Origin of the sequence: Pseudoalteromonas sp. M58 (assembly GCF_042604605.1) — a bacterium.
GTDB classification, from domain to species: Bacteria; Pseudomonadota; Gammaproteobacteria; order Enterobacterales; family Alteromonadaceae; genus Pseudoalteromonas; species Pseudoalteromonas tetraodonis.
Genome location: NZ_CP152390.1, coordinates 419,637 through 442,124 on the forward strand (window position 1 = coordinate 419,637; position 22,488 = coordinate 442,124).

At 40.8% G+C, this 22,488-nt stretch carries 26 protein-coding genes; 9 read left to right on the forward strand and 17 right to left on the reverse strand.

Going from position 1 to position 22,488, the window contains the following annotated elements:
* The first annotated feature begins 2 nt into the window (after positions 1–2).
* Positions 3–773 carry a TIGR04219 family outer membrane beta-barrel protein gene (locus AAGD16_RS01930; RefSeq protein WP_013463974.1) on the forward strand — a complete coding sequence of 257 codons (771 nt, stop codon included), beginning with the start codon at positions 3–5 and terminating at the stop codon, positions 771–773.
* An 83-nt stretch (positions 774–856) separates the two neighbouring features.
* Here AAGD16_RS01930 and AAGD16_RS01935 read toward each other — a convergent pair whose 3' ends face one another.
* Together AAGD16_RS01935 and AAGD16_RS01940 are read right to left on the reverse strand one after the other, a co-directional pair.
* Complete coding sequence (locus AAGD16_RS01935) at positions 857–1,738, reverse strand: TIGR03899 family protein (RefSeq protein WP_013463975.1); 882 nt, start codon at positions 1,736–1,738, stop codon at positions 857–859.
* The gene (locus tag AAGD16_RS01940) at positions 1,707–2,255 is read right to left on the reverse strand and encodes an SRPBCC family protein (RefSeq protein WP_028834533.1); all 549 of its coding nucleotides are present in this window, start codon (positions 2,253–2,255) and stop codon (positions 1,707–1,709) included. Before AAGD16_RS01940 ends, AAGD16_RS01935 begins: the two co-directional genes overlap by 32 nt.
* A gap of 289 nt (positions 2,256–2,544) precedes the next feature.
* Between AAGD16_RS01940 and AAGD16_RS01945 the strand changes: the two genes are divergently transcribed.
* On the forward strand, positions 2,545–4,728 hold the full coding sequence (locus tag AAGD16_RS01945; protein ID WP_013463977.1) for a YgiQ family radical SAM protein: 2,184 nt from the start codon (positions 2,545–2,547) through the stop codon (positions 4,726–4,728).
* Between the two features lie 87 nt (positions 4,729–4,815).
* Here AAGD16_RS01945 and mgtE read toward each other — a convergent pair whose 3' ends face one another.
* From mgtE to AAGD16_RS02005, 12 genes are all read right to left on the reverse strand, one after another.
* Entirely contained in the window at positions 4,816–6,174 is a 1,359-nt protein-coding gene (gene mgtE, locus AAGD16_RS01950) for a magnesium transporter (protein WP_013463978.1), read from the reverse strand.
* A 139-nt stretch (positions 6,175–6,313) separates the two neighbouring features.
* Complete coding sequence (locus AAGD16_RS01955) at positions 6,314–6,586, reverse strand: HPr family phosphocarrier protein (RefSeq protein ID WP_013463979.1); 273 nt, start codon at positions 6,584–6,586, stop codon at positions 6,314–6,316.
* Positions 6,587–6,605: 19 nt separating this feature from the next.
* On the reverse strand, positions 6,606–7,448 hold the full coding sequence (gene rapZ, locus AAGD16_RS01960) for an RNase adapter RapZ (RefSeq protein WP_010390558.1): 843 nt from the start codon (positions 7,446–7,448) through the stop codon (positions 6,606–6,608).
* Between the two features lie 19 nt (positions 7,449–7,467).
* Entirely contained in the window at positions 7,468–7,920 is a 453-nt protein-coding gene (gene ptsN, locus AAGD16_RS01965; protein WP_013463980.1) for a PTS IIA-like nitrogen regulatory protein PtsN, read from the reverse strand.
* 4 nt (positions 7,921–7,924) lie between these two features.
* Positions 7,925–8,212, reverse strand: coding sequence for a ribosome hibernation promoting factor (gene hpf, locus AAGD16_RS01970; protein WP_010390562.1), 288 nt, complete (start codon positions 8,210–8,212; stop codon positions 7,925–7,927).
* A 26-nt stretch (positions 8,213–8,238) separates the two neighbouring features.
* On the reverse strand, positions 8,239–9,738 hold the full coding sequence (locus AAGD16_RS01975; protein ID WP_036955840.1) for an RNA polymerase factor sigma-54: 1,500 nt from the start codon (positions 9,736–9,738) through the stop codon (positions 8,239–8,241).
* A gap of 69 nt (positions 9,739–9,807) precedes the next feature.
* On the reverse strand, positions 9,808–10,533 hold the full coding sequence (gene lptB, locus AAGD16_RS01980) for an LPS export ABC transporter ATP-binding protein (protein WP_013463982.1): 726 nt from the start codon (positions 10,531–10,533) through the stop codon (positions 9,808–9,810).
* Positions 10,530–11,069 carry a lipopolysaccharide transport periplasmic protein LptA gene (lptA, locus tag AAGD16_RS01985; RefSeq protein ID WP_013463983.1) on the reverse strand — a complete coding sequence of 180 codons (540 nt, stop codon included), beginning with the start codon at positions 11,067–11,069 and terminating at the stop codon, positions 10,530–10,532. The genes lptB and lptA overlap by 4 nt, the downstream gene beginning before the upstream one ends.
* On the reverse strand, positions 11,059–11,613 hold the full coding sequence (gene lptC / locus AAGD16_RS01990) for an LPS export ABC transporter periplasmic protein LptC (protein ID WP_013463984.1): 555 nt from the start codon (positions 11,611–11,613) through the stop codon (positions 11,059–11,061). Before lptC ends, lptA begins: the two co-directional genes overlap by 11 nt.
* Positions 11,610–12,161 carry a 3-deoxy-manno-octulosonate-8-phosphatase KdsC gene (gene kdsC / locus AAGD16_RS01995; RefSeq protein ID WP_013463985.1) on the reverse strand — a complete coding sequence of 184 codons (552 nt, stop codon included), beginning with the start codon at positions 12,159–12,161 and terminating at the stop codon, positions 11,610–11,612. Before kdsC ends, lptC begins: the two co-directional genes overlap by 4 nt.
* Positions 12,162–13,133 (reverse strand): KpsF/GutQ family sugar-phosphate isomerase, encoded by a 972-nt coding sequence (locus AAGD16_RS02000; RefSeq protein WP_013463986.1) that lies wholly within the window; start codon positions 13,131–13,133, stop codon positions 12,162–12,164.
* 3 nt (positions 13,134–13,136) lie between these two features.
* Positions 13,137–14,105, reverse strand: coding sequence for a calcium/sodium antiporter (locus tag AAGD16_RS02005; RefSeq protein ID WP_013463987.1), 969 nt, complete (start codon positions 14,103–14,105; stop codon positions 13,137–13,139).
* A gap of 266 nt (positions 14,106–14,371) precedes the next feature.
* Between AAGD16_RS02005 and AAGD16_RS02010 the strand changes: the two genes are divergently transcribed.
* Genes AAGD16_RS02010 through murA form a run of 7 tightly spaced genes read left to right on the forward strand, consistent with a single transcriptional unit; the run spans position 14,372 to position 19,038 of the window.
* A complete protein-coding gene (locus AAGD16_RS02010) occupies positions 14,372–15,187 on the forward strand; it encodes an ATP-binding cassette domain-containing protein (protein WP_013463988.1) in 816 nt (271 codons plus the stop codon).
* On the forward strand, positions 15,187–15,966 hold the full coding sequence (gene mlaE / locus AAGD16_RS02015; protein ID WP_013463989.1) for a lipid asymmetry maintenance ABC transporter permease subunit MlaE: 780 nt from the start codon (positions 15,187–15,189) through the stop codon (positions 15,964–15,966). The genes AAGD16_RS02010 and mlaE overlap by 1 nt, the downstream gene beginning before the upstream one ends.
* A 14-nt stretch (positions 15,967–15,980) precedes the next feature.
* The gene (gene mlaD, locus AAGD16_RS02020) at positions 15,981–16,529 is read left to right on the forward strand and encodes an outer membrane lipid asymmetry maintenance protein MlaD (RefSeq protein WP_013463990.1); all 549 of its coding nucleotides are present in this window, start codon (positions 15,981–15,983) and stop codon (positions 16,527–16,529) included.
* 5 nt (positions 16,530–16,534) lie between these two features.
* The gene (locus AAGD16_RS02025) at positions 16,535–17,215 is read left to right on the forward strand and encodes a phospholipid-binding protein MlaC (protein ID WP_013463991.1); all 681 of its coding nucleotides are present in this window, start codon (positions 16,535–16,537) and stop codon (positions 17,213–17,215) included.
* Positions 17,208–17,501 (forward strand): lipid asymmetry maintenance protein MlaB, encoded by a 294-nt coding sequence (locus AAGD16_RS02030; protein ID WP_008465119.1) that lies wholly within the window; start codon positions 17,208–17,210, stop codon positions 17,499–17,501. Before AAGD16_RS02025 ends, AAGD16_RS02030 begins: the two co-directional genes overlap by 8 nt.
* A gap of 5 nt (positions 17,502–17,506) precedes the next feature.
* Positions 17,507–17,764 carry a BolA family protein gene (locus tag AAGD16_RS02035; RefSeq protein ID WP_007378312.1) on the forward strand — a complete coding sequence of 86 codons (258 nt, stop codon included), beginning with the start codon at positions 17,507–17,509 and terminating at the stop codon, positions 17,762–17,764.
* A gap of 14 nt (positions 17,765–17,778) precedes the next feature.
* A complete protein-coding gene (gene murA / locus AAGD16_RS02040; protein WP_036955851.1) occupies positions 17,779–19,038 on the forward strand; it encodes a UDP-N-acetylglucosamine 1-carboxyvinyltransferase in 1,260 nt (419 codons plus the stop codon).
* A gap of 275 nt (positions 19,039–19,313) precedes the next feature.
* Here murA and AAGD16_RS02045 read toward each other — a convergent pair whose 3' ends face one another.
* From AAGD16_RS02045 to AAGD16_RS02055, 3 genes are all read right to left on the reverse strand, one after another.
* Positions 19,314–20,396 carry a trypsin-like peptidase domain-containing protein gene (locus AAGD16_RS02045; protein ID WP_013463993.1) on the reverse strand — a complete coding sequence of 361 codons (1,083 nt, stop codon included), beginning with the start codon at positions 20,394–20,396 and terminating at the stop codon, positions 19,314–19,316.
* Positions 20,397–20,483: 87 nt separating this feature from the next.
* Positions 20,484–21,836, reverse strand: a complete 1,353-nt coding sequence (locus tag AAGD16_RS02050; protein ID WP_058154121.1) for a Do family serine endopeptidase — start codon at positions 21,834–21,836, stop codon at positions 20,484–20,486.
* Positions 21,837–21,958: 122 nt separating this feature from the next.
* A complete protein-coding gene (locus AAGD16_RS02055; protein ID WP_008115546.1) occupies positions 21,959–22,393 on the reverse strand; it encodes a YhcB family protein in 435 nt (144 codons plus the stop codon).
* Between the last annotated feature and the right edge of the window lie 95 nt (positions 22,394–22,488).

Here is a 22,488-nt window from a genome sequence, read left to right on the forward strand (position 1 = left end):
AAATGAAAAAGTATTGTATAGCAGCAGCCTTATCAATGGCATGTTTAGCCCCTGTAGCACAAGCCGACACTGTATTGGGTTTATATGTAGGGGTTGATGGTTGGAAAGCAGATAATGACGGTAGCTTTTCTGATAACAATAACGCCCTGCAAAACTTCAACTTTGAAGATGAAACTTTTGTAAGTTATTACGCTGCGCTTGAGCACCCAGTGCCATTAGTGCCAAACTTAAAGTTAAAATACACTGAGCTTGAATTAAACGGCTCAACAGTGCTTGAAGACACATTTAGTTTTAACGGTACTGATTATATTGTTGGCACTGATGTTAATTCAGTGACTGACTTATCGCACATTGATTATATTCTTTACTACGAGATTTTTGATAACGATTTAATCTCAATTGATTTAGGTCTTAATGCTAAGCAGTTTGATGGTGAGCTTGTTGTAACAGGTACATCACAACAAGGTGGCGCTAACTTTACTGAAATCGAAGAGTTCTCTGGTGTTGTGCCGTTAGTATATGGACGTTTTGAAGCGGGTTTACCATTTAGTGGTTTAAGTGTTTTTGCTGAAGGCAGCTTTTTAGCCATCGATGACAGTAAAGTACAAGATTACCAAATGGGTATTGCTTGGGAATTTATTGATAACCTAGCAGTTGATGTTGCGGTTAAAGCGGGCTACCGCTCTATGGTTTTAGAACTTGATGATGTCGATGATATTAATACTGATATTGATGCATCGGGGCCGTTTGCCGGTATTCAGGTTCACTTTTAATTAAAGTTTTATTTTGAGCCACCTTGTGTGGCTCTTATTTTTAAAAGCTAACACACGCTTTTATTATTAGTCATCTCTGTTTGCTATTTTAAAGAATGCCAAACTAATTCAAACTCCCCTTCAAATGCTGAACCAATTAACTGTTTGTACACCTTGTTAATTGGGTAGTTCATTAATCTAAATAGTTCATCACCTGTTTGAGTAAACTTATAATAGCTAAGCACCAAATCGTTACTTTTTGCTTTTAAGGTTAGTTTTTGTGATAAAAAGGATAGGGTGAACTCTTGTCCTACTTTTAATGCCGCTGACTCTATTTCTTTACGATACAGCAAGTTTAAATCCATTAAAGTTAGTACGTCTGGAAAGCTCACGCCGCTTTTACCTATGCTTAATGACACTTTATTGCCTTTACCTAGTAAATCAAATAACGAGGGTTTTTTGTAATACCCCAAGAATATTAGGTGGCTGCTATCCTTTTCGTTATACCCAGAAATAGACACGCACTTTCTTAATGAATCGGCTTCGCGCTGGGTCATGTGCTTGAGTGTTTGTAAACTTTTAATAGAAAAAGTACCTGGGCTAATGGTTTCGCCAGTAAAAATTTTTGCCCACAACACTTGCATAGATTGATTTGAGGTATCTTCACATAAGGCTATAAAGTGCTCTACCCAATCAGCATCGGGCTGTTTGGCGCAAGCAACATCAGGACAAAACTCCATTGCTAAGGCTAAAATAGTCTCAATATTTTGTTGCTGTTTAATCAGTAGTAAGTCTTGTCTTTTTTGAGCACGCGCTAAAATTGAATGCTCGCTATTAATACTATAAAGCGATTTGGCTTTACCTTGAGGATTATAGGTTTTTTCATCAATGGCAGGCGTATTACTCACTTTTGTGACCGAGTAACCTAGCAGTGACTCAATAATATTGGCAAGTTTAATCCTGGCTTGTGCGGTTTTGACTGTCATGGCTTTCCATTATTGCTTGTGCATCACTGAGTTGAGCGACCGTTTTTAAGTTATTTAGCCCTAGGGTCACTATATTACCTAATATATTTTCAGCAAATATAGCAACGTACCCAGAAATAAGCGGCATCGTTGCTTGTCCTTCTATATGCCACGTGACGGTTTTTGTGTGCGGGCTAAATAGCAATTTGCTAGTGATAATATGCTCTTGATTAAATAACACACTAAATACAACTTCATTATCGCTTAATGACGATATTGTCATTTCGCCTTTGCCCCATTTACCTTCCCAAGATTGGTAGGCTCCTGCGCCAGAGCTCGGTTCTCCAATATTAAACTTAATATTAGGGTCTATTTGTTGCCAGGGTGACCATTTATACCACTGGGTAAAGTCCTCAACTAATGACTTTATTACGGGAGCGCGTGCGTTAATCTTTATACTTTTTTGCACATGATAATTTTGTGGTAACAATAATCCAACGACAACAAAAACCAGGAGTAAAATGATTGAAAACTGCATTATTTTTTTAAGTAGTTTAATAGGTATTCCTCATCTATTTTAATTTACAGCGTCTATCAATTATTAATTATTTAATAGTTTAACGAAGTCGCGGTTGCTTTTGATCTATTTTATCTACCTTGTATTATTCCAAAAGCAGACATTAGCCGTAATAAGTTTAGATGATTTATTAGTTTTAGTAATGCAATAAAGGTAAACAATTTTTAATCAGCGCTTTCATTTTGTGCTATATCAACGGGGATGTCGATAGGGTATAATTCGCGCCTTTTGTTATTGAACGGCCAATTTTATGAGCACATTAAAAGCTGAACGCGCCTTATTCTCATACCCCAAGTATTGGGCTGAGTGTTATGGCACAGCTCCATTTTTACCAACAACACGCGAAGAAATGGACGCGCTTGGCTGGGATAGCTGCGATATTATTATTATTAGCGGTGATGCTTATGTAGACCATCCTAGTTTTGGGATGGCCGTAATTGGCCGAGTGCTAGAAGCGCAAGGTTTTAGAGTGGGCATTATTGCTCAACCAGATTGGAACTCTAAAGATGCGTTTATGGCATTGGGTAAGCCTAACTTATTTTTTGGTATTACAGCCGGTAATATGGACTCGATGATCAATCGTTACACCGCTGAAAAACGAATGCGCCATGATGACGCATACACACCAGGAAATGTCGGCGGTAAACGCCCAGATCGCGCAGTGATCATTTATTCACAACGCTGTCGTGAAGCCTACAAAGATGTGCCATTAGTGTTAGGGGGCATTGAAGCTAGCCTGCGCCGTATTGCTCATTATGATTACTGGCAAGAAAAAGTACGCCGTAGTGTATTGTTTGACGCTAAGGGTGATATTTTAATTTATGGTAATGCCGAACGTCCATTGGTTGAAGTAGCGCACCGTATCGCTGCGGGTGAAACCATGGATACCATACAAGATGTGAGAGGCACGGCGGTTATTCGTAAAGAGCCTTTACCCGGTTGGCGCGGCAGTGATTCAACAGCCATTGATAAAATTGGTAAAATAGACCCTATTCCTAATCCTTATGGGGCGGATGATGTGGGTTGTGCTAAATCAGAATTTAAGCAAGCCGGCATCGATTTACAAGCAGAAGCTGCAAAACCAATTACCATCCAGCCTGCTCGTCCTAAGCCGTGGGAAAAAACTTACGTTAAACTGCCGGCATTTGAGCAGGTTAGCGTTAATAAGCCTTTGTATGCCCATGCATCACGTATTTTACATCAAGAAACCAACCCAGGTTGTGCAAGGGCGTTATTTCAGCGTCATGGCGATCGTTCTATTTGGGTGAATCCGCCGGCTTATCCGCTTGAAACTCAGGAAATGGATGACGTGTTTGGTTTACCTTACCAGCGTATTCCACATCCAAGTTATGGCGATAATAAAATCCCTGCTTACGATATGATTAAAACGTCGGTAAATATTATGCGCGGCTGTTTTGGCGGCTGTTCGTTTTGTTCTATTACCGAGCATGAGGGGCGCATAATACAAAGCCGTTCTCAAGAATCGATTATCGAAGAAATTGAACAAATTAGAGATAAAGTGCCGGGCTTTACTGGGGTTATCTCTGATTTAGGTGGGCCAACTGCAAATATGTACAAACTGCGTTGTACCAGTAAAAAAGCAGAGAGTACGTGCCGTCGCTTGTCGTGTGTGTATCCTGATATTTGTAAGCATATGGATACCGATCACACACCCACTATCGACTTATATAAAAAGGCGCGTGAGGTTAAAGGGATCAAAAAGATCTTAATTGCTTCGGGCGTGCGTTATGACCTTGCAGTACGTGATCCTCGTTACGTTAAAGAGCTAGTAACCCATCATGTTGGTGGATATTTAAAAATAGCACCTGAACACACAGAAGATGGCCCATTATCAAAAATGATGAAACCAGGTATGGGCGCCTATGATGAATTTAAAGCGTTATTTGATAAGTACTCAAAAGAAGCGGGTAAAAAGCAGTATTTAATTCCATACTTTATTTCTGCTCACCCGGGGACTAAAGATGAAGACATGGTAAACATGGCTTTATGGTTGAAATCGAATGATTTTAAGCTTGATCAGGTACAAAATTTTTATCCATCACCGATGGCCAACGCAACCACCATTTACCACACAGAAATGAACTCGCTTCGTAATATTAAAAATAATACTGAGCAAGTTGCTGTGCCTAAGGGAGCGCGTCAACGTCGTTTGCATAAAGCAATTTTACGCTATCACGATCCTGCCGGTTGGCCAATGGTCCGCGAAGCCCTGCGTAACATGGGCAAAGCCAAGCTTATTGGTAAAGGACCTAACTGTTTAGTCCCTGAAGAAGGACGAGATGAAAGACAAACCAAAGGCGGAAAAGGTAACAAGGGCGGTCGTCCTGCGCTTACTCGTCATACTGGCTTTAGCCAGTTTAAAAAAGCCAACACTAAACCTAAGGTAGGTGGTAATCGCCAGCGCGCTAAGTAGCCTTAACTTATGTAAAGTAACTATCGGCTTAAACAAAAACACCGCGTATTGATGCGGTGTTTTTGTTTAAAAACGTTTATAAAAAGATTAAATCAATAACCAAGTCGCAGTACCTAAGAAGGCAAATATACCAACAATATCAGTTACCGTGGTTAGTACCACACTGCCTGCAAGTGCTGGATCTATTTTCATTTTTTTAAGCAATAGTGGGATACTAGCACCCGCAATACCTGCTGCAACTAAATTCATAAACATAGCAAACGCTAAAACACCACCGAGTTTGAAATCCCATTGCCAAAGCGCAACAACACCGGCAATTAGGATAGACCAAACCATACCGTTAATCGCACCGATAGCGAGTTCTTTTAATAATAAAAAACGTTGGTTAGTTTGGTTGATATGACCCACCGCGATACCGCGAATAACCAAAGTTAAGGTTTGGCTGCCTGCAACCCCACCCATTGACGGGACAATGCCATTGAGCACAGCAAGAATTGGTAATATAGCTAAGGTGTTTTCAAAAAAGCTCGCCACAATTGCAGCCAGCAATGCAGTTAGTAAGTTTACACCCAGCCAAATTGAGCGCTTTTTAGAGCTTTTCAACACAGGTGCAAAGGTATCTTCTTCATCATCTAAACCCGCTAAACCCAGTAAACTGTGCTCAGCGTCTTCACGAATAACATCAACGATATCATCAATGGTGATCCGCCCAAGCAAGTGTGCGTTGTCATCAACAACCGGTGCCGATATCCAGTTATGACGCTCAAACAATTGTGCAACTTCGCTCTCATCCATTGAAATAGGAATAGACTCACAGTCTTCATCCATTAACTCATGAACAATTTTTTCAGGGGGATTAGTTAATAAAGTACTCAGCGATAGGGCGCCTAAAAAGCAGTTATTTTCATCAACCACATATAAGTCATCTGTACCCTCAGGTAATTCGCCGCGTAAGCGAATATAACGCAGTACCACATCTAGAGTCACATCGGGGCGAATAGTAACGGTATCTATATTCATCAATGCGCCAGCAGAGCGCTCTTGATACGATAAAGCCTGCGTTGCACGTTCTCTATCTTGAATATCCATAGCGCTAACAACGTCTTTATAAACGGTGTCAGGTAGGCTACGTAGTACTTCCCCTAAGTCATCATGGCCCATGTCTTCGGTTGCGGCAGCAATGTGCTCGGGTGCCATTTGCGCAATAATGCCCAAACGTACATCTTCAGACAGCTCTTCAAGCACATCACCTTGTACATCAGGATCAACAAGCTGCCAGAGCATACGGCGAATTTTATGCGGGGATGATTCTAAAAGAAGTGCGGTATCACAAGGCGCCGTCTTTGCCAGCATGCGTCTAACTTGAACAAATTGACCACTATTTAGTGACTTAGTCACCTGTTTTAGTTGTTGTAGTGGAATATCTTGTTCTAAAGCTTCAGGCATTGGCGTCCTTAATTAAATTGTATTACATGCTGGAAGGGTATAAATGCTATTCAATTTTAGTTTATCTTACTTTATGTGAGCAAACTACCTCAACCACTATTAACCTAAGCTTAGGATGATGAGTTAATAATGAACTTTTTTATTCTTGCTCATTAAATCGTTGGTCGATGAGCTCACCTATTGCGCTAAGTGCAGGCTCAGCGTCGGGGCCTTCGCATACCACCTTAACTTCTTTGCCTTGGCTGCTTTCGAGTAACATAAGTGCCAGCACGCTATCGCCAGCGGCTTGTTTGTCATCTTGAAATAAAGTGATTGTGGCATCAAATTGCACAGAAAGCTGAGCTAATACTGTCGCCGCTCTAGCGTGTAATCCTAATTTGTTTTTTATTAAAAATGTATTTTCTAAGCGCATTGCATGTTCTCACTCGGTATTATTCTTGTTCTCGGTGGCGAATTTTTACATTAGGATGGCTCATTGCAAAGCTTTCGCCAATGGTTTGCGCTAAATAAACAGAGCGGTGTTGCCCACCGGTACAGCCAATTGCAATGGTTAAGTAGCTGCGGTTATTTCGTTCTAAATGCGGCAGCCATGTTTGCACAAATGTTTGAATTTGCCATGTAAATTTTTGCACTATACTGTGACTTGCTAGGTAGTCTTTTACTGGTTGGTCCAGCCCTGTAAGTGGCTTAAGCTCAGGCTCCCAATGTGGGTTTGGTAAAAAGCGGGCATCAAATACGTAATCTGCTTCTTTAGGGATGCCGTGTTTAAAACCAAATGACTCAAAGGTAATGATCAGTTGTTTATCTTTTTTTCCGAGTATTTTTTCACGAATAGACTCAGCAAGCTGATGCACACTTAAATCTGTGGTATCAATCATATAATCAGCACGGTTAATCAATACATCAAGTAGTTGTTTTTCTTTTTTTATGGCTAAATCAAGCGGCAAAGAATCAATAGATAAAGGGTGGAGACGTCGCGTTTCTGAAAAACGTTTTATTAATGTTTGATCGTCACTGTCTAAATAAAATACCGTTGGTTTAGTAAAACCAGGTAAATATTCAATGATTTCATTAAACTGCTGTTGCTCTTTAGGTAGGTTACGTACATCAACACTCACGGCAATTTTATTATAACTGTCGGAAACACTGCGCACTAATGATGGTAATAAATTAAGAGGAATATTGTCTACACAATAATAACCTAAGTCTTCCACAACGCGTAACGCCACAGATTTACCTGACCCTGAACGACCGCTTATAATTATTAATTCCATTTATCACCTTTCTTTATTACTACGATTGACTGACGATAACCTGATACAGTTCGCTATCCGATTTGGCGGCGCGTAACTGTTTACAAAATTCTTTATCATTGAGCTTATCAGCAATCGTGGCTAGCGTCTTCAAATGCTGCTGATTATCGCCATCGGGAACAATTAACGCGACAAAAATGTCAACCGGTCGGTTATCAATCGCATCAAAATTAATAGCTGTTTCGCTCACTAAAATCAAAGCTAGGGGCTCTTGAGCACCACTCATGCGACCATGTGGAATAGCAATGCCTCGACCAATGCCTGTACTTCCTAGCTTTTCTCTTGCAGTTAATGCATTAAGAATATCTTGTTGTGTTAAATAGGGCAGCTTATTGTGAGCCAATTCACTGATAAATTCTAAAATTCTTTTTTTACTATTAAAAAGGACCGCAGCTTTACTGCAGTCCTGACAGATAAGTGAGCTTAGTTTCATAGTGTTAGTGTCGAGCAAGTTTCTCTTTGTGTTTAATTACTTGACGATCTAGCTTGTCAATGAGCGAGTCTATAGCGGCATACATATCTTGATGCTCAGTAGAGGCAAAAATCTCAGCGCCACTAACATGAACGGTTGCTTCAGCTTTTTGGTTTAGTTTTTCTACATCGAGAATAACGTGCACATTCGTTATGTGATCAGTGTGCCTCTGTAACTTCGAAAATTTACTATTTACGTAGTCTCTAAGCGAGTCGGTAATATCTACATGGCGACCAGTTAAATTCAGTTGCATAAACATTTTCCTCTTTGTTGTACGCCTTAAATCAAACTTTTACGTTGATTAGACGGGGGAATAGCTAGAGATTCGCGATATTTTGCAATGGTTCTCCTCGCTACTTTAATTCCTTGCTCTGCCAATATATCTGCAATTTTACTATCACTCAATGGTTTAGCTGAGTTTTCTGCAGCGATTAATTTTTTAATTAATGCACGTATTGCTGTTGATGAACATTCGCCACCATTTTCAGTACTTACATGGCTTGAAAAGAAATATTTAAGCTCAAAAATGCCACGTGGTGTATGCATGTATTTTTGCGTAGTAACACGCGATATAGTCGACTCATGCATTTCCACCATTTCAGCCACATCGTTAAGCACCATAGGCTTCATAGCCTCAGGACCGTGTTCAAAAAAGGCCTGTTGCTGCTGCACAATACAGTTGGTTACTTTAAGTAGCGTGTCATTTCTACTTTCTAAGCTTTTTATAAACCATTTAGCCTCTTGTAAGTGCGAGCGAATAAACTGGCTATCACCACTTGATTTAACCGTACGCGACATAGCTGCATATTGGCTATTTACTCTGATCTTAGGCATGCTATCTGGGTTTAATTCAACTACCCAACGACCTTTAACTTTTTTAACCGACACATCAGGAATAACGTATTCAGACTCTTCTCTGACAATAGTGTCTGCCGGTTTTGGGCTGAGCGTATGAATCAACGTCATGATTTCTTTTAGCTCATCTTCTTTAAGCTTTGTTTTTTTCATTAACGTGCGATAGTCACGTGCAGCAAGTAAATCAATATGATCGGTTAAGATCATTTTTGTTTCGTTTAAAAAAGGTGTGTCTTTATCAAATTGATTTAGCTGAATACACAAGCACTCTTGTAAACTACGCGCGGCTATTCCCACTGGATCAAATAGTTGAATACGCTTTAGTACCGCTTCTATTTCGTCAAGTTCAACTTCATCTTCGCCGTCGTTTTCTTGGTTAAAGCTTTCTAATATTTCTTCACAGCTAAGGGTTAGAATCCCTGAGTCGTCTACAGCTTCTACAATTGCAATAGCTATCGCTTCATCGGTAGGACTAAACGGCGTCAGTTGAAGTTGCCACATTAAATACTCATGCAGCGTTTCAGTCGAAGAGCCTTGATAAATAGATTCATCTTCTGGCATTGGGCCCGATGAAGAGGCAGGCGCAGCGCTCATATATTCATCCCAAGTAACATCCATAGCCATATCATCGCTAATAGTGTCTTTGGTCATTGCTTCGCCGCTATCTTGCTCATACTCGCTAGGTTTATCGTCAGCTGAGGCACTTAGCGTTATGTCATCGTTATCGGCTTTTTGTTCGTTTTTACCTGCAGTGTCTTCGCTGTAATCGTGTTCTTCAACTTCAAGCAAGGGGTTGCTATCGAGCGCTTCTTGAATTTCTTGCTGGAGATCCAATGTACTGAGTTGCAATAAGCGAATTGCTTGTTGCAACTGTGGAGTCATTGTAAGTTGCTGGCCCATGCGCAGCTGTAATGATTGCCTCATGTATCTCTAACAATCCTTTTAAATTATTATAATTAATATTAGCAGATGCTTAGTGTAATAACACACATATTAGAGCTTGAACTGCTCGCCTAAATAAACATCGCGTACTGTTTTATCGTTTAATACATATTCTGGAGTGCCTGATGCAATTAACTCTCCATGAGAAACTATGTAGGCTTTTTCACAAACATCAAGAGTTTCGCGTACGTTGTGATCTGTGATAAGTACGCCAATTCCTCGGTTTTTAAGATGCTCTATAATCTTTTTAATATCTAATACTGAGATAGGATCAACCCCCGCAAAGGGTTCGTCTAAAAGGATAAATTTAGGGTTTGCTGCTAACGCGCGAGCAATTTCAACGCGGCGACGTTCACCACCTGATAAAGCCATACCTTGACTATCGCGGATATGCTGAATGCTAAATTCATCAAGTAAATTATTTAAGGTATCTTCGCGTTGTTGTTTATTTAATTCTTTACGTGTTTCTAAGATAGCCATTAAGTTTTGATAAACAGTCAGCTTTCTAAAAATAGACGACTCTTGCGGTAAATAACCAATCCCTAAACGCGCTCGGCTGTGCATCGGTAATAAAGTAATATCTTTATCATCAATTGATATTTTGCCTTTATCGCTAGGGACAAGGCCTACAATCATATAAAAGGTGGTGGTTTTACCTGCACCATTAGGGCCAAGTAACCCCACAATACTGCCAGCTTCAACCTCTAGGCCAACGTTTTTTACAACTTCACGACCTTTATAGCTTTTAGCTAATAGCTCTGCTTTTAATGTGCTCATGGTTGGCCTTTATCATCTTCTTTTTTATTTTCAACAGGCACTAAAATAGTGTGTACACGGTCTGTTGAGTTTTCGTCTTTTTCTGCGCTAATTAACTGCTGCTCGATATCGTAAGTGATACTTTTAGCTGTTATTTGTTGACCTGCTTGAGCAATGCTTGCATCGCCGATTAAGGTTAAAAAACGCAGCGACACATCGTAACGCACTTCATTAGCACTGGCGCTCATTATGGTGCCATCAGCTTGGGTTTCTTCAAAATATGCAGGGCTGCCTGTGGCAATTAATAACTGTTTGTTATCGCCTAGCTCATCGCGTTTATGCACTTCTAAACGGTCAGCTGTGATACGGCGATTACCATGAATAATTTCAACATTTTTCTCAAAAATGCCTACGTTTTCTTTTAATTGACCTTCTTGCTTATCTGCACTAATTGAAATTTGATTAGCAGCGGGGGCTTCAGCAGGTTCAGCGCCATTACTGTTAAAAGCAATTAATAGTGAGGGAAAAATTAAAATTTTAAATAGGTTATTGGTCATAATATAGGGTTCGCGTATGGTTAATAAGTTTAATCACCTCGGTTTTTAAATCGGCCTCAAGGCCTTTACCTGTGATTTTTAAATTAGGTCCTGTAATAACGACAGGCTGCTGTGATTGCATGGTTAATAGTTTTATATCAACATTGATGGTCTGGGCGTTGATCGTATCGATCATGGCGTTATCTACTAAGTTTTGAGCGGTTACATTACCCTCTAACACCAGTTGACGGTCGTCGTAGAGGGTGGCTTCATCGGCGTTAATACGCCATGTTTGCTGCTCGTTGTATAAAGTGAATATAGGCTTTTCAAAAAAGGTAAAACCGAGTTGTTGATACAACTCCATTTTTACCGCAGTTACCTTATGGCTCACTTTACCTTGTTCATTATAAGCCGTTTGTTTTAGCTCAATAGCGGTATAATCAGGCTTAGCAATAACTTGTGTTTCTTCGCTTGCAGTAATATCAACCTTAGTAAAATAAGGATACCAGAGCCAAACCATACAGCTTATGAATAAAACGCTCAGTATAATGCGCGCTACATTCATGAACTCGTTCCTTGGCTAGTTAGTGGCTTGTTATTTTCGAGCATAAGTAAGTCTGTCAGCTCTCTTACCGCACCAAAACCGCCGGGCAGTTGGGTTACATAATGTGATAAACGTTTAATAAGTGGATGAGCATCGTTTACGGCAACCGCAAAACCGACTTGCTCCATTACTGGCATGTCTGGGCCATCATCACCTATATAAGCAATTTGCTCATCGCTAAGCGCTAATTTTTGTTTTAATTCTTGATAGGCTATAAGCTTGTCTTCTTGGCCTTGATATATATGTTGTACGGTTAAACTGCTCATACGTTGCTGCACTATATGAGAATGGCGCCCAGTGATTACGGCGACTTCAAAACCGCTGTTAATCAGGGCTTTGATACCAAATCCGTCTTTGGTGTTAAATGCTTTGAGTTCTTCACCTTGGTTTCCAAGGTAAATACGGCCATCAGAAAATACACCATCAATATCACAAATTAATAGCTTTACTTTTTTTGCGCGCGCCTTTGCATCATCACTTAGCGGTTGATAGAGATCTTCAAATTGCATTTATAGCACTCCCGCTTTAAGTAAGTCTTGCATATTTAGTGCGCCAATCGGTTGATTATGCTCATTAATTACAATTAAACCATTAATACGTTTTTGTTCCATAATATTTAACGCTTCAGCCGCGAGCATCTCTTGGGTGGCTGTAGTACACGACTTGGTCATCACAACATTAATTTCAGTGCTATGAATGTCAATACGTTGCTCTAAAATACGGCGTAAATCGCCATCGGTAAACAGGCCTGATAATTGCTGGTCACTATCAACAATAGCGGTCATGCCGAGTCCTTTGGCCGACATTTCAATTAAGGCATCTTTAATCGTTTGCGTCTCGTTAATGATAGGTGTATCAGCACCACTGTGCATAACATCTTTAAGAGTTAAGAGTAATCGCTTGCCTAAGCTACCACCAGGGTGCGATAGTGCAAAATCATCAGCAGTAAAGCCGCGTGCTTCTAATAATGCCACCGCCATGGCATCACCCATAGCGAGTGTGGCAGTGGTACTTGCAGTAGGTGCTAAGCCCAATGAGCAGGCTTCTTGTTCAACTTTAATACACACATGCACATTTGCCAATGTTGCCATGGTTGAGCCTTGGTTGCCTGTCATGGCAATCATTTTGGCACCAATGCGCTTTAATACTGGAATAATATTAAGTACTTCGCTGGTTTCACCAGAGTTTGAAATGAGGATAACCACGTCATTTGCTGTGATCATTCCTAAATCACCATGGCTTGCTTCACCCGGGTGAACAAAAAATGCGGGGCTGCCGGTACTGGCAAGAGTGGCGGCTATTTTGTTACCAATATGGCCTGATTTACCCATGCCAATAACAATAATACGACCTGAGCAGTCAAACATTAATTGACAGGCTTGGTTAAAGCTTTCATTAACGTATTGTGTAATATCGCTGAGTGCTTGGCGTTCAATCTCTAGAACACGTAACCCTTGTTGAATAAAGTTTAGCGTTGACATGGGCTATCCTACTTGACTAAAAATATAACCTTGGTAAATCATAAATGCGACGATGAGCAAGCCACCTTCTATTCTATTGATACGTCTTTGACCTCTAAAGTTCAATGACATAGCAATTAGCGCCAAGGTTGCGCCAATCATAATAATAACATCACGGTTAGCAACCGAAGTATCGATAACCGATGGATTAATTAATCCTGCCAGCGGTAATACCGCTAAAATATTAAAAATATTCGAACCAACTATGTTACCCAGCGCTAAGTCATCTTCATTTTTAAGTACACCTGCAATTGAAGCTGCAAGTTCAGGTAAGCTGGTGCCTATAGCAATAATGGTCAAACCAATCACTAAGTCACTTAAGCCAAAATATTTTGCGATATCAACGGCTGAGCCAACTAAAAAGTGTGAACTAACCGGCAGTAAAATCATACCCACTACCAGCCAAAAAACAGCTTTTTTGGTTGGTACGTTGTCAGGTACTTCGTCACAGGCTTCGCTCACAAACGGATCGTCTTGGTTTTTAGCTCGCAGTGAGACAAAAATAAGTCCGCCAATAAAAACAACAAAGCCAGATAATAAGGCTGCACCTTCAAAAAATGAAAAATAGTTATCTGAAAAAATATACCAAGTTGCAATGGAGACCAGTAGTACCAGTGGAATTTCACGTTTTAACGTACTTGAAGATACTGATAAGGGTCTTAAAAGGGCGGTAATACCTAAAACTAATAAGATGTTAGTGATGTTTGAACCAACTGCATTACCCACGGCAGTATCGGTTTTATTTGCCAAAGCTGCTGAAGCCGATACCATCATTTCAGGCGCTGAAGAGCCCATAGCTACCACGGTTAAACCTACAATTAGCGTTGGCACGCCAAAGTTTTTAGCCAGTGCTGCTGCACCATAAACAAACCTGTCTGCACTCCATACGAGAGCCGCAAAACCAAGAATTAAAATGACAAACGAGGTAACCATTGTGATAAGCCAATTAATGTAAATTCAGATAGCGCGAATAGTAACAAAAGCCACCATAAAAGTATAAATAAAAGAATAAGGTGTAATACATTAGGCGGTTATTTTAAGTATTCTATGGCGCTTTTTATATGAAATTTTAAGCCAAAGTTAAGGCTGCTTGAATCAATCTTATAACTGTTTTTGCGACACTATTACAAAATCTTACGAATTGTTTTTTCCATATTGGTTAAAAAACCCTTAAAATAGAAATATGAGAGAGTATTGTTATGGAGAGCGACTTGTCGCAATCAATAGTAGAAGTCAAGGATGTTACCTTTTCTAGAGGCGATAGGGTCATATATAAAAATATGAGCTTTGACGTACCTGAGGGTAAAATTACTGCCATTATGGGGCCAAGCGGAATTGGCAAAACCACGATGCTACGCCTAATAGGTGGCCAGCTTAAACCAGACTCCGGTGATATTTTATTTAAAAACGACAGCATTGTCGCTATGTCGCGCAAAGAACTCTACGCGGCACGTAAACGCATGAGTATGTTATTTCAAAGCGGTGCCTTATTTACTGATATGTCGGTGTTCGATAACATTGCATTCCCCATTCGAGAGCACACGCAACTCAGTGAAGATTTAATCCGTTTAGTGGTATTAATGAAATTACAAGCTGTTGGCTTACGTGGTGCTAAAGATTTAATGCCTTCAGAGTTATCTGGCGGTATGGCACGTCGTGCAGCTTTGGCTCGCTCTATAGCGCTTGATCCTGAACTTATTATGTATGATGAGCCTTTTGCAGGACAAGACCCTATTTCAATGGGGGTTTTAGTTAAGCTGATCAAATCTTTAAACGAAGTACTTGGCTTATCTTCTTTAATTGTCACGCACGATGTGACTGAAGTAATGAGTATTGCCGACCACGTTATTATTATTGCTGATCAAGGCGTTATTGGCAGTGGTACACCAGAGCAGATGCGAGAGCACGAATCACCACTTGTTCAACAGTTTTTAAAAGGGTTATCAGATGGTCCAGTGCCATTTCATTATCCAGCACAAACCTATGCAGATGAACTGTTAGGAGAGCAGCAGTAATGTTGGATTTACTACAAAAAATAGGCCACAAAACGCTGGGCCGATTTGCTGCACTGGGGCGTTCAACCCAAATGCTGGCAAGTGCGTTATGGCATGTACCCAATTTTAAAAAAGGCACACCTTTACTCGTGCGCCAACTTTACATGGTTGGTTCACAATCGCTGTTGATTATTGTTGTGTCGGGATTATTTATCGGCATGGTTCTAGCGCTGCAAGGTTATACCGTTTTAGTTGATTATGGCGCTGAAGACAGCCTAGGCCCTTTAGTGGCACTTAGCTTGTTACGTGAGCTTGGACCGGTAGTTACTGCGTTATTATTTGCAGGCAGGGCTGGTAGTGCGTTGACTGCTGAAATCGGCTTAATGAAAGCCACCGAGCAATTATCGTCGCTTGAGATGATGGCCATTGACCCGCTTAGACGAATTATAGCGCCGCGGTTTTGGGCTGGTTTGATTAGTATGCCAATGTTGGCACTTATTTTTTCTGCTGTAGCTATTATTGGTGCTCATTTAGTGGGGGTTGATTGGCTAGGCGTTGATACGGGAAGTTTCTGGTCAATTATGCAATCTCAGGTGTCGTTTGAAAAAGACATACTAAACGGTTTAATTAAAAGTATCGTATTTGCGATTGTTGTTACCTGGATTGCGCTTTACAAAGGGTATGACTGTGTTCCCACATCAGAGGGGATCAGCAAGGCAACAACAGAGACAGTGGTGCACTCATCACTAGCGGTATTAGGTTTTGACTTTATTTTGACAGCGGTAATGTTTACCAGCTAATAGGGTATTAAATAATGAATTCACGGAAATTAGAAATTTTAGTTGGTTTTTTTGTAGCATTGGGCATTTTGGCATTTTCAATGCTGGCGCTCAAAGTGGCTAATTCGGGTATTAGCGGCTCAGGTGAAACCTACACATTGAACGCCAAGTTTGAAAATATAGGATCATTAAAAACACGTGCACCCATTAAGGTGGGCGGCGTTGTTATTGGTCGTGTAGAGTCAATTTATGTGCATCCACAAGAGTTTTTACCAGTAGTAAATATGAGCATTGATGCGCAGTATTTGTGTCGTTTTTCAGACACTAGTTCTATCTCAATTTTAACCTCGGGTATTTTAGGTGAACAATATTTAGGAATTAACCCCGTTATCGCATCAGATTCAGCTAAACAGCGATGTTTAGGCGAAGATGTAGCGAACAGCGAACAAGATCAAGCCATTGACGATTTATTTGGTGTTCAAAGTAAAGCATTAGCCAACGGCGATTCTATTACAGATACCAAGTCAGCATTGGTACTAGAAGAATTAATAGGCCAGTTTTTATTCAACCAAGGTAGTGAGTAATTATTATGTTGAAAACATTTTTAGCAAGTATCGCATTAGTAACTGTCACGCTAGTACAAAGTGTACATGCCGGTGAAGTGAAATTGACTGATCCTAATAAAATGGTACGTCAGGTTGCTGATAATACCTTTGAGCGTATTACCAAAGACCAGCCGTTAATAACCACTAACAAAGAGCATTTACGGGTCATCGTTGAAGAAGAACTGATGCCCTACATTGACTACAAATATGCTGCACTGAGAGTGTTAGGTAGCGAAGTATCTAAGGTACGCGCCATTACCAACAAAGCAGAAAAAGCAAAAGCAATTGAAGATATTCAGCGTTTTATTGGCGCGTTTAGAGAGTACCTTGTTGCCACTTATGCTGGCGTTTTTACCCAGTATACTAATCAACAAGTTGAATTTGCTGCCGAGCAGCCTTTTAAAGGCAAAGATGTGGTGGTGGTAAAAACCAAAATTGTAGAAGCCGGTAAGCCTGATATTAAAATTGATTTTAAAGTACGTGAAGATAGAAGTGGCGAATGGCGCGCTTACGATATGATTGCTGAAGGCATTAGCTTACTTGATGCAAAACAAAGTGAGCTTCAGGGCATTTTACGCCAACAAGGTATTGACCACGTTAGCGACCTGTTAGAGCAAAAAAGTAAGTTACCGGTTCAGTTTAGAGGCAGTGACACAAATGACTAAATTGGCAATCAGCCAAGTCGATGAACAGCATCTACGAGTCAGTGGTGAATTGACTCATAATTCAATTGGCAATGAACGGCTTCTGAACACTAAGCGACAAACTGAGCATAAAACCCTTTATTTTGACCTAAGTGAGGTGACAAGGGTTGACACAGCCGGCTTAGCTTGGTTAATTCACTCTTTTACAGAATTTAAGCAACAAGGCATTCGCCTTGAATTGCAAAACCCACCTGAACAACTGCAAAACCTTATGCAGTTAGGCCAGGTTACAACCCTATTTGAGTGAGAGTTATGGAAACGAGTCAAGTCGAAACATTATTACGCGACGAACTTCAGTTAGCTGAAGTACATGTAAAAGCCAATGGCAGTCATTATGAAGTAATCGCTGTCGGTGAATGCTTTGACGGATTAAGTCGTGTTAAAAAGCAACAGCTAGTATATGGGCCATTAATGAACACTATTTCAGACGGTACCATTCATGCTGTTTCTATCCGCGCTTTTACTCCGACAGAGTGGAAACGTGAGCAAAAATTCATTTTACCGCAATAAATAAGGCCCCTTAGATGGATCAATTTGTAATTCAAGGTGGCACTTCACTGGCTGGTGAAGTAACTATTTCTGGCGCTAAAAACGCAGCTCTTCCGATTCTATTTGCAGCTTTATTAGCTGATGGCAAAAGTACTTTTACTAACGTACCACATCTTCGCGATATCATTACAACCGAAGCCTTATTAAAAACGTTAGGCGCTGATGTTCAGTGGCAGGGCGATTCACTCATTATTGATGGTGCAACGGTAAATAGCACGTTAGCGCCTTATGACTTAGTAAAGCAAATGCGTGCGTCAGTGCTTGCACTTGGCCCTTTAGTCGCTCGATTTGGTGAGGCACAAGTATCCTTACCTGGTGGCTGTGCTATTGGTGCGCGCCCGGTTGATATTCATATTCAAGGCTTAGAGCGTATGGGCGCTCAAATAACCGTTGAAAACGGTTATATTAATGCCAAAGTAGATGGTCGCTTAAAAGGCGCTGAAGTTTTCATGGAAATGATCAGCGTAGGTGCCACTGAAAACTTACTCATGGCGGCAACGCTCGCCGAGGGTAAAACAGTATTAGAAAATGCTGCGCGCGAGCCAGAAATTATCGATTTAGCCAATTGCTTAATTGCTATGGGTGCTAAAATCACTGGTGCGGGCTCAAGCCGTATTGAGATTGAAGGGGTTGAGCGTTTATCAGGTTGTGAACACCGCATATTACCGGATCGCATTGAAACGGGTACCTTTTTAGTGGCTGCAGCGATGGCTGGCGGTGAAGTTCTGTGTAAAATGACCGACTTCCATTCGTTAGAGCCAGTAATAGAAAAACTACGTGCAACCAATGCATTATTAGAAGTGCACGATGACAGTATTTACCTAGACATGCGAGGCCGAGAGCTTAAAGCGGTGAATATTAAAACTATGCCTCATCCTGGTTTTCCGACCGATATGCAAGCGCAGTTTACCGCATTAAATGTGGTGGCTAATGGTAGTGCGACGATTACCGAAACTATTTTTGAAAATCGTTTTATGCATGTGCCTGAGCTTCAACGTATGGGCGCTAATATTCGCTTAGAAGGCAATACGGCCTTTTGTGGTGAAACAAAAAGCTTATCGGGTGCGCAGGTTATGGCAACCGATTTACGCGCATCGGCAAGTCTTATTCTAACGGGGATTGTGGCTCAAGGCGAAACGGTTGTTGATCGTATTTATCATGTAGATAGAGGCTATCAGCGTATTGAAGATAAACTCAGTGCGCTAGGTGCTAACATCAAACGCAAAAGCAATTAGTTATACTAATACGTAACCTGAACTCTGGATAATAAATCTATCTCAAGCAGCTATTTTCAGCGCTAACTGCGTTGAATTTACTTGCAATAGGCTAGCTATTGACGCGTAATTTCGCCTTGTTTTCACTGGAAATCTCTGGCTAGAGAAAAATAAACATAAATATCATTTTTTGATTCAATACGTTAGTAAATCTCTTAACCAGAGTTCAGGTTACATAAAAAACGCGATGATCTATCGCGTTTTTTATGTCTAATGCCAAAGTATAAATAAGCGCTTTATAGCTTGGTTTCGAGCTCTGCTACTTTCACCATTATTTTTTGTATTTCACCGTTACGGTAAAGCTCAAATTCAATTTCTTTCCCCGGTTCGGTACTGCCTATTTTTTTCAATACATTTTGTGGATTAGCCACTGAAAGCCCAGCAATTTTAATCACAATATCTTGCTCTTCTATACCCGCCTGCCATGCAGGACCTAAAGGGTCTAGGTTGGTAATACGCATGCCTGCAACAGGCGTTAAGCTATCATTGACCTCTTTGCCTGTACTGTCTACCGCTGTGCCTTCAAAGCCCAAATAGCCGCGTACAACACGACCATGGCGTATAAGCTTACCCATTACCTCTTTTGCCAAGGTGTAAGGCACCGCAAAAAAGATCCCTTGTATATTTAAGTTTTCACGGGTTTTAAACTGGGCAGAGGTGATCCCTACTAAATCGCCATTAGAATTTACCAGTGCACCACCAGAGTTACCTACGTTAATAGCAGCGTCCATTTGCAGTAAGTTATTGTAAGGACTGTCGGTAATTTTTTGCTTACCGGTGGCGCTAATGATCCCCTGAGTAATGGTTTGCCCTAAGTTAAGTGGGTTTCCGATGGCTAATACTAAATCGCCTACACTCGAACTGTAGTTATCGTTAACGGGTATAACAGGCAGGTGATTGGCATTTATTTTTAATAATGCTAAGTCGGTAATAGTATCAAAGCCAATGAGTTGCACATCAAAAAAACGTCTGCCGTCAGTAAGAATAACTAGTATTTGATCGGCATTATTGATCACATGGTAATTAGTCAAAATATAACCGTCAGGTGACATGATCACCCCAGAACCAAGCTCTTGCACCGTATTTTGGCGTTTATAGCGTGGCTCTTTAGAAATGCTTTCTGAAAAAATGGTGACAACCGATGGCGCTGCGCGCTTAACTGCGTCAGAAAAGCTCAAATGACTTGCAGTCATTGCACTGGGTAGCGGCACGTTAGGTAGCAATGCAGTGCGCATGTTAGGGCTAAAAAAAACCACTAAAAAAGCAATGCCTAAACCGGCAAATAGAGGAGGAAGTACAAATTTTAGAAGTTTTAGCACGGTATTCTTATTGTTAGTGAGCAATCCCTTTATGATGGCACAAAAAAAATAACAGCGGCAAGTGCCGCTGTTACTTTTATTGTATTATTACTGAATTAATACAAAAATAGATTCACGTCCGCGTTTCACACCTAACACAATATTACCTTGAATATCTTCGATAATTTTGTTCATGTCGCGAATGCTTTCTACTCGTTGACGGTTTACTTGCACAATAACATCGCCTTCTTCAAGGCCAACCCGTGCTGATGGCGAACGAGGGTCTACAGAGGTCACCTCAATCCCTTTCATTTTGTTCTTCTTCACGTTTTCAAGCGTTGCACCTTGGAATGCTGGGTGTAACTCTTCGCCCGCAGCGGTAATGCCTGATGCACCATCTAGGGTTACTTCCACATTTTTAACTTTACCGTCACGGTAAATCCCCAACTGTACTTCACGACCCTCACCTAAGGTGGCAATTTTACTGCGTAGTTCATGGAAGCCACTAATTTCACTACCATTAATACTAATAATCACATCGCCTGCTTTAATACCGGCTTTGCTGGCTGCGGTGTCATCCATTACCTGCATAACATAAGCCCCTTGTTTAACATCAAGCTGCTGTGCTTTAGCAAGGCCTGCATCAAGAGGGCGGCCTGAAATACCTAACGAACCACGGCGTACTTCACCATGCTCTACAATTTGATCAATTAGGTTTTTCATCATATTTGACGGAATAGCAAAGCCAATCCCCACATTTCCGCCTGATGCACCTAAAATAGCGGTATTAATACCAATCAGCTCACCGTTTAAATTAACTAAAGCCCCACCTGAGTTACCTTGGTTTATCGCGGCATCGGTTTGAATGAAATCTTCGTAACCCTCAATATTTAAGCCACTGCGGCCTAATGCGCTAACAATACCTGAGGTAACCGTGTGGCTTAAACCAAAAGGGTTACCAATTGCGACGGCAAAATCACCGACACGTAAGTCATCTGAGTTAGCTAGCTTTACTGCGGTTAATTCATCTGCGTCTATTTGTAGTAGCGCAATATCAGACTCTTTATCGCTACCAATTTTTGTTGCTTCATATTCGCGGCCATCTTCAAGGGTGACCACCATTTTTTCAGCGTCTTGCACTACATGGTTGTTAGTAACGACATAACCTTTGTCAGCATCAATAATAACTCCTGAGCCTAAACCACTAAACTGGCGCTTTTGGCTACGTGGCTGCGGGTTGCCAAAAAAGAAATCGAGCGGGTCACCGCGTCGGCGAACCTCTTTAGAGCCTGAAACCTGAATACTCACTACACCTGGGGTAATTTGCTCAAGCATAGGGGCAAGTGTTGGTAATTGTTGACCATTAACGGCAACCGGCAATTTAGCAAACGAAGCGGCTGGACTTAGTAATAAGCTAGTAGATAAAATAGCAGCACTGATAAGTGATAATTTCATTTTCATAGTCAGGGTTTACTCCACTTAAAAAGCAAAAGGCTGCAATAAGCAGCCTCAAAAAAGTATATCAATAAGATAAAACAACAAAGCTGTTATATCTAAAGACTATGGGGTCAAAAAAAAGTTCATCAAGATGCTTTAGAAGTATTCACATCACCAGCAAATAATCCTGATTTACCCGACACATAATCAGCTGGTTGAGCATCGGCGTTTGAGCGATCCGAACTACGCTCTTTTAATGACGCTTGTAATTGCTCTGTGGTTTCTTTAGAGAAAAACGGTTCAGCAGGGGCTTTATTTCTGTCTTCAAGTAATAGTTGATTGGTTTCTTCAACATGGCTTAATAACTGGTCGTAGTTTTCTTTCATTTTGTTTACTAACTTACCAGTGTTCGCTAAATGGTCGGCAACATCTTGACGATACTGCTCAAGCGAATGCTTAGCTTGCTCTGCTTGTTGCTCTAACTCATCTTGTTTAAATTGTTTTTTAGTGACAAAGGCACCAACGAAAAATGCAGCAATAGCAACCACTATCACTAAACCTACCCATGTAAATGTACCCATAAATTCACCTCTATGCGAAAATAACTAAAAAAATTTAGTTCAATAATAATTCATACTAAGTCTAATATACCCTGAGTATTGATGCGTGTTAATAT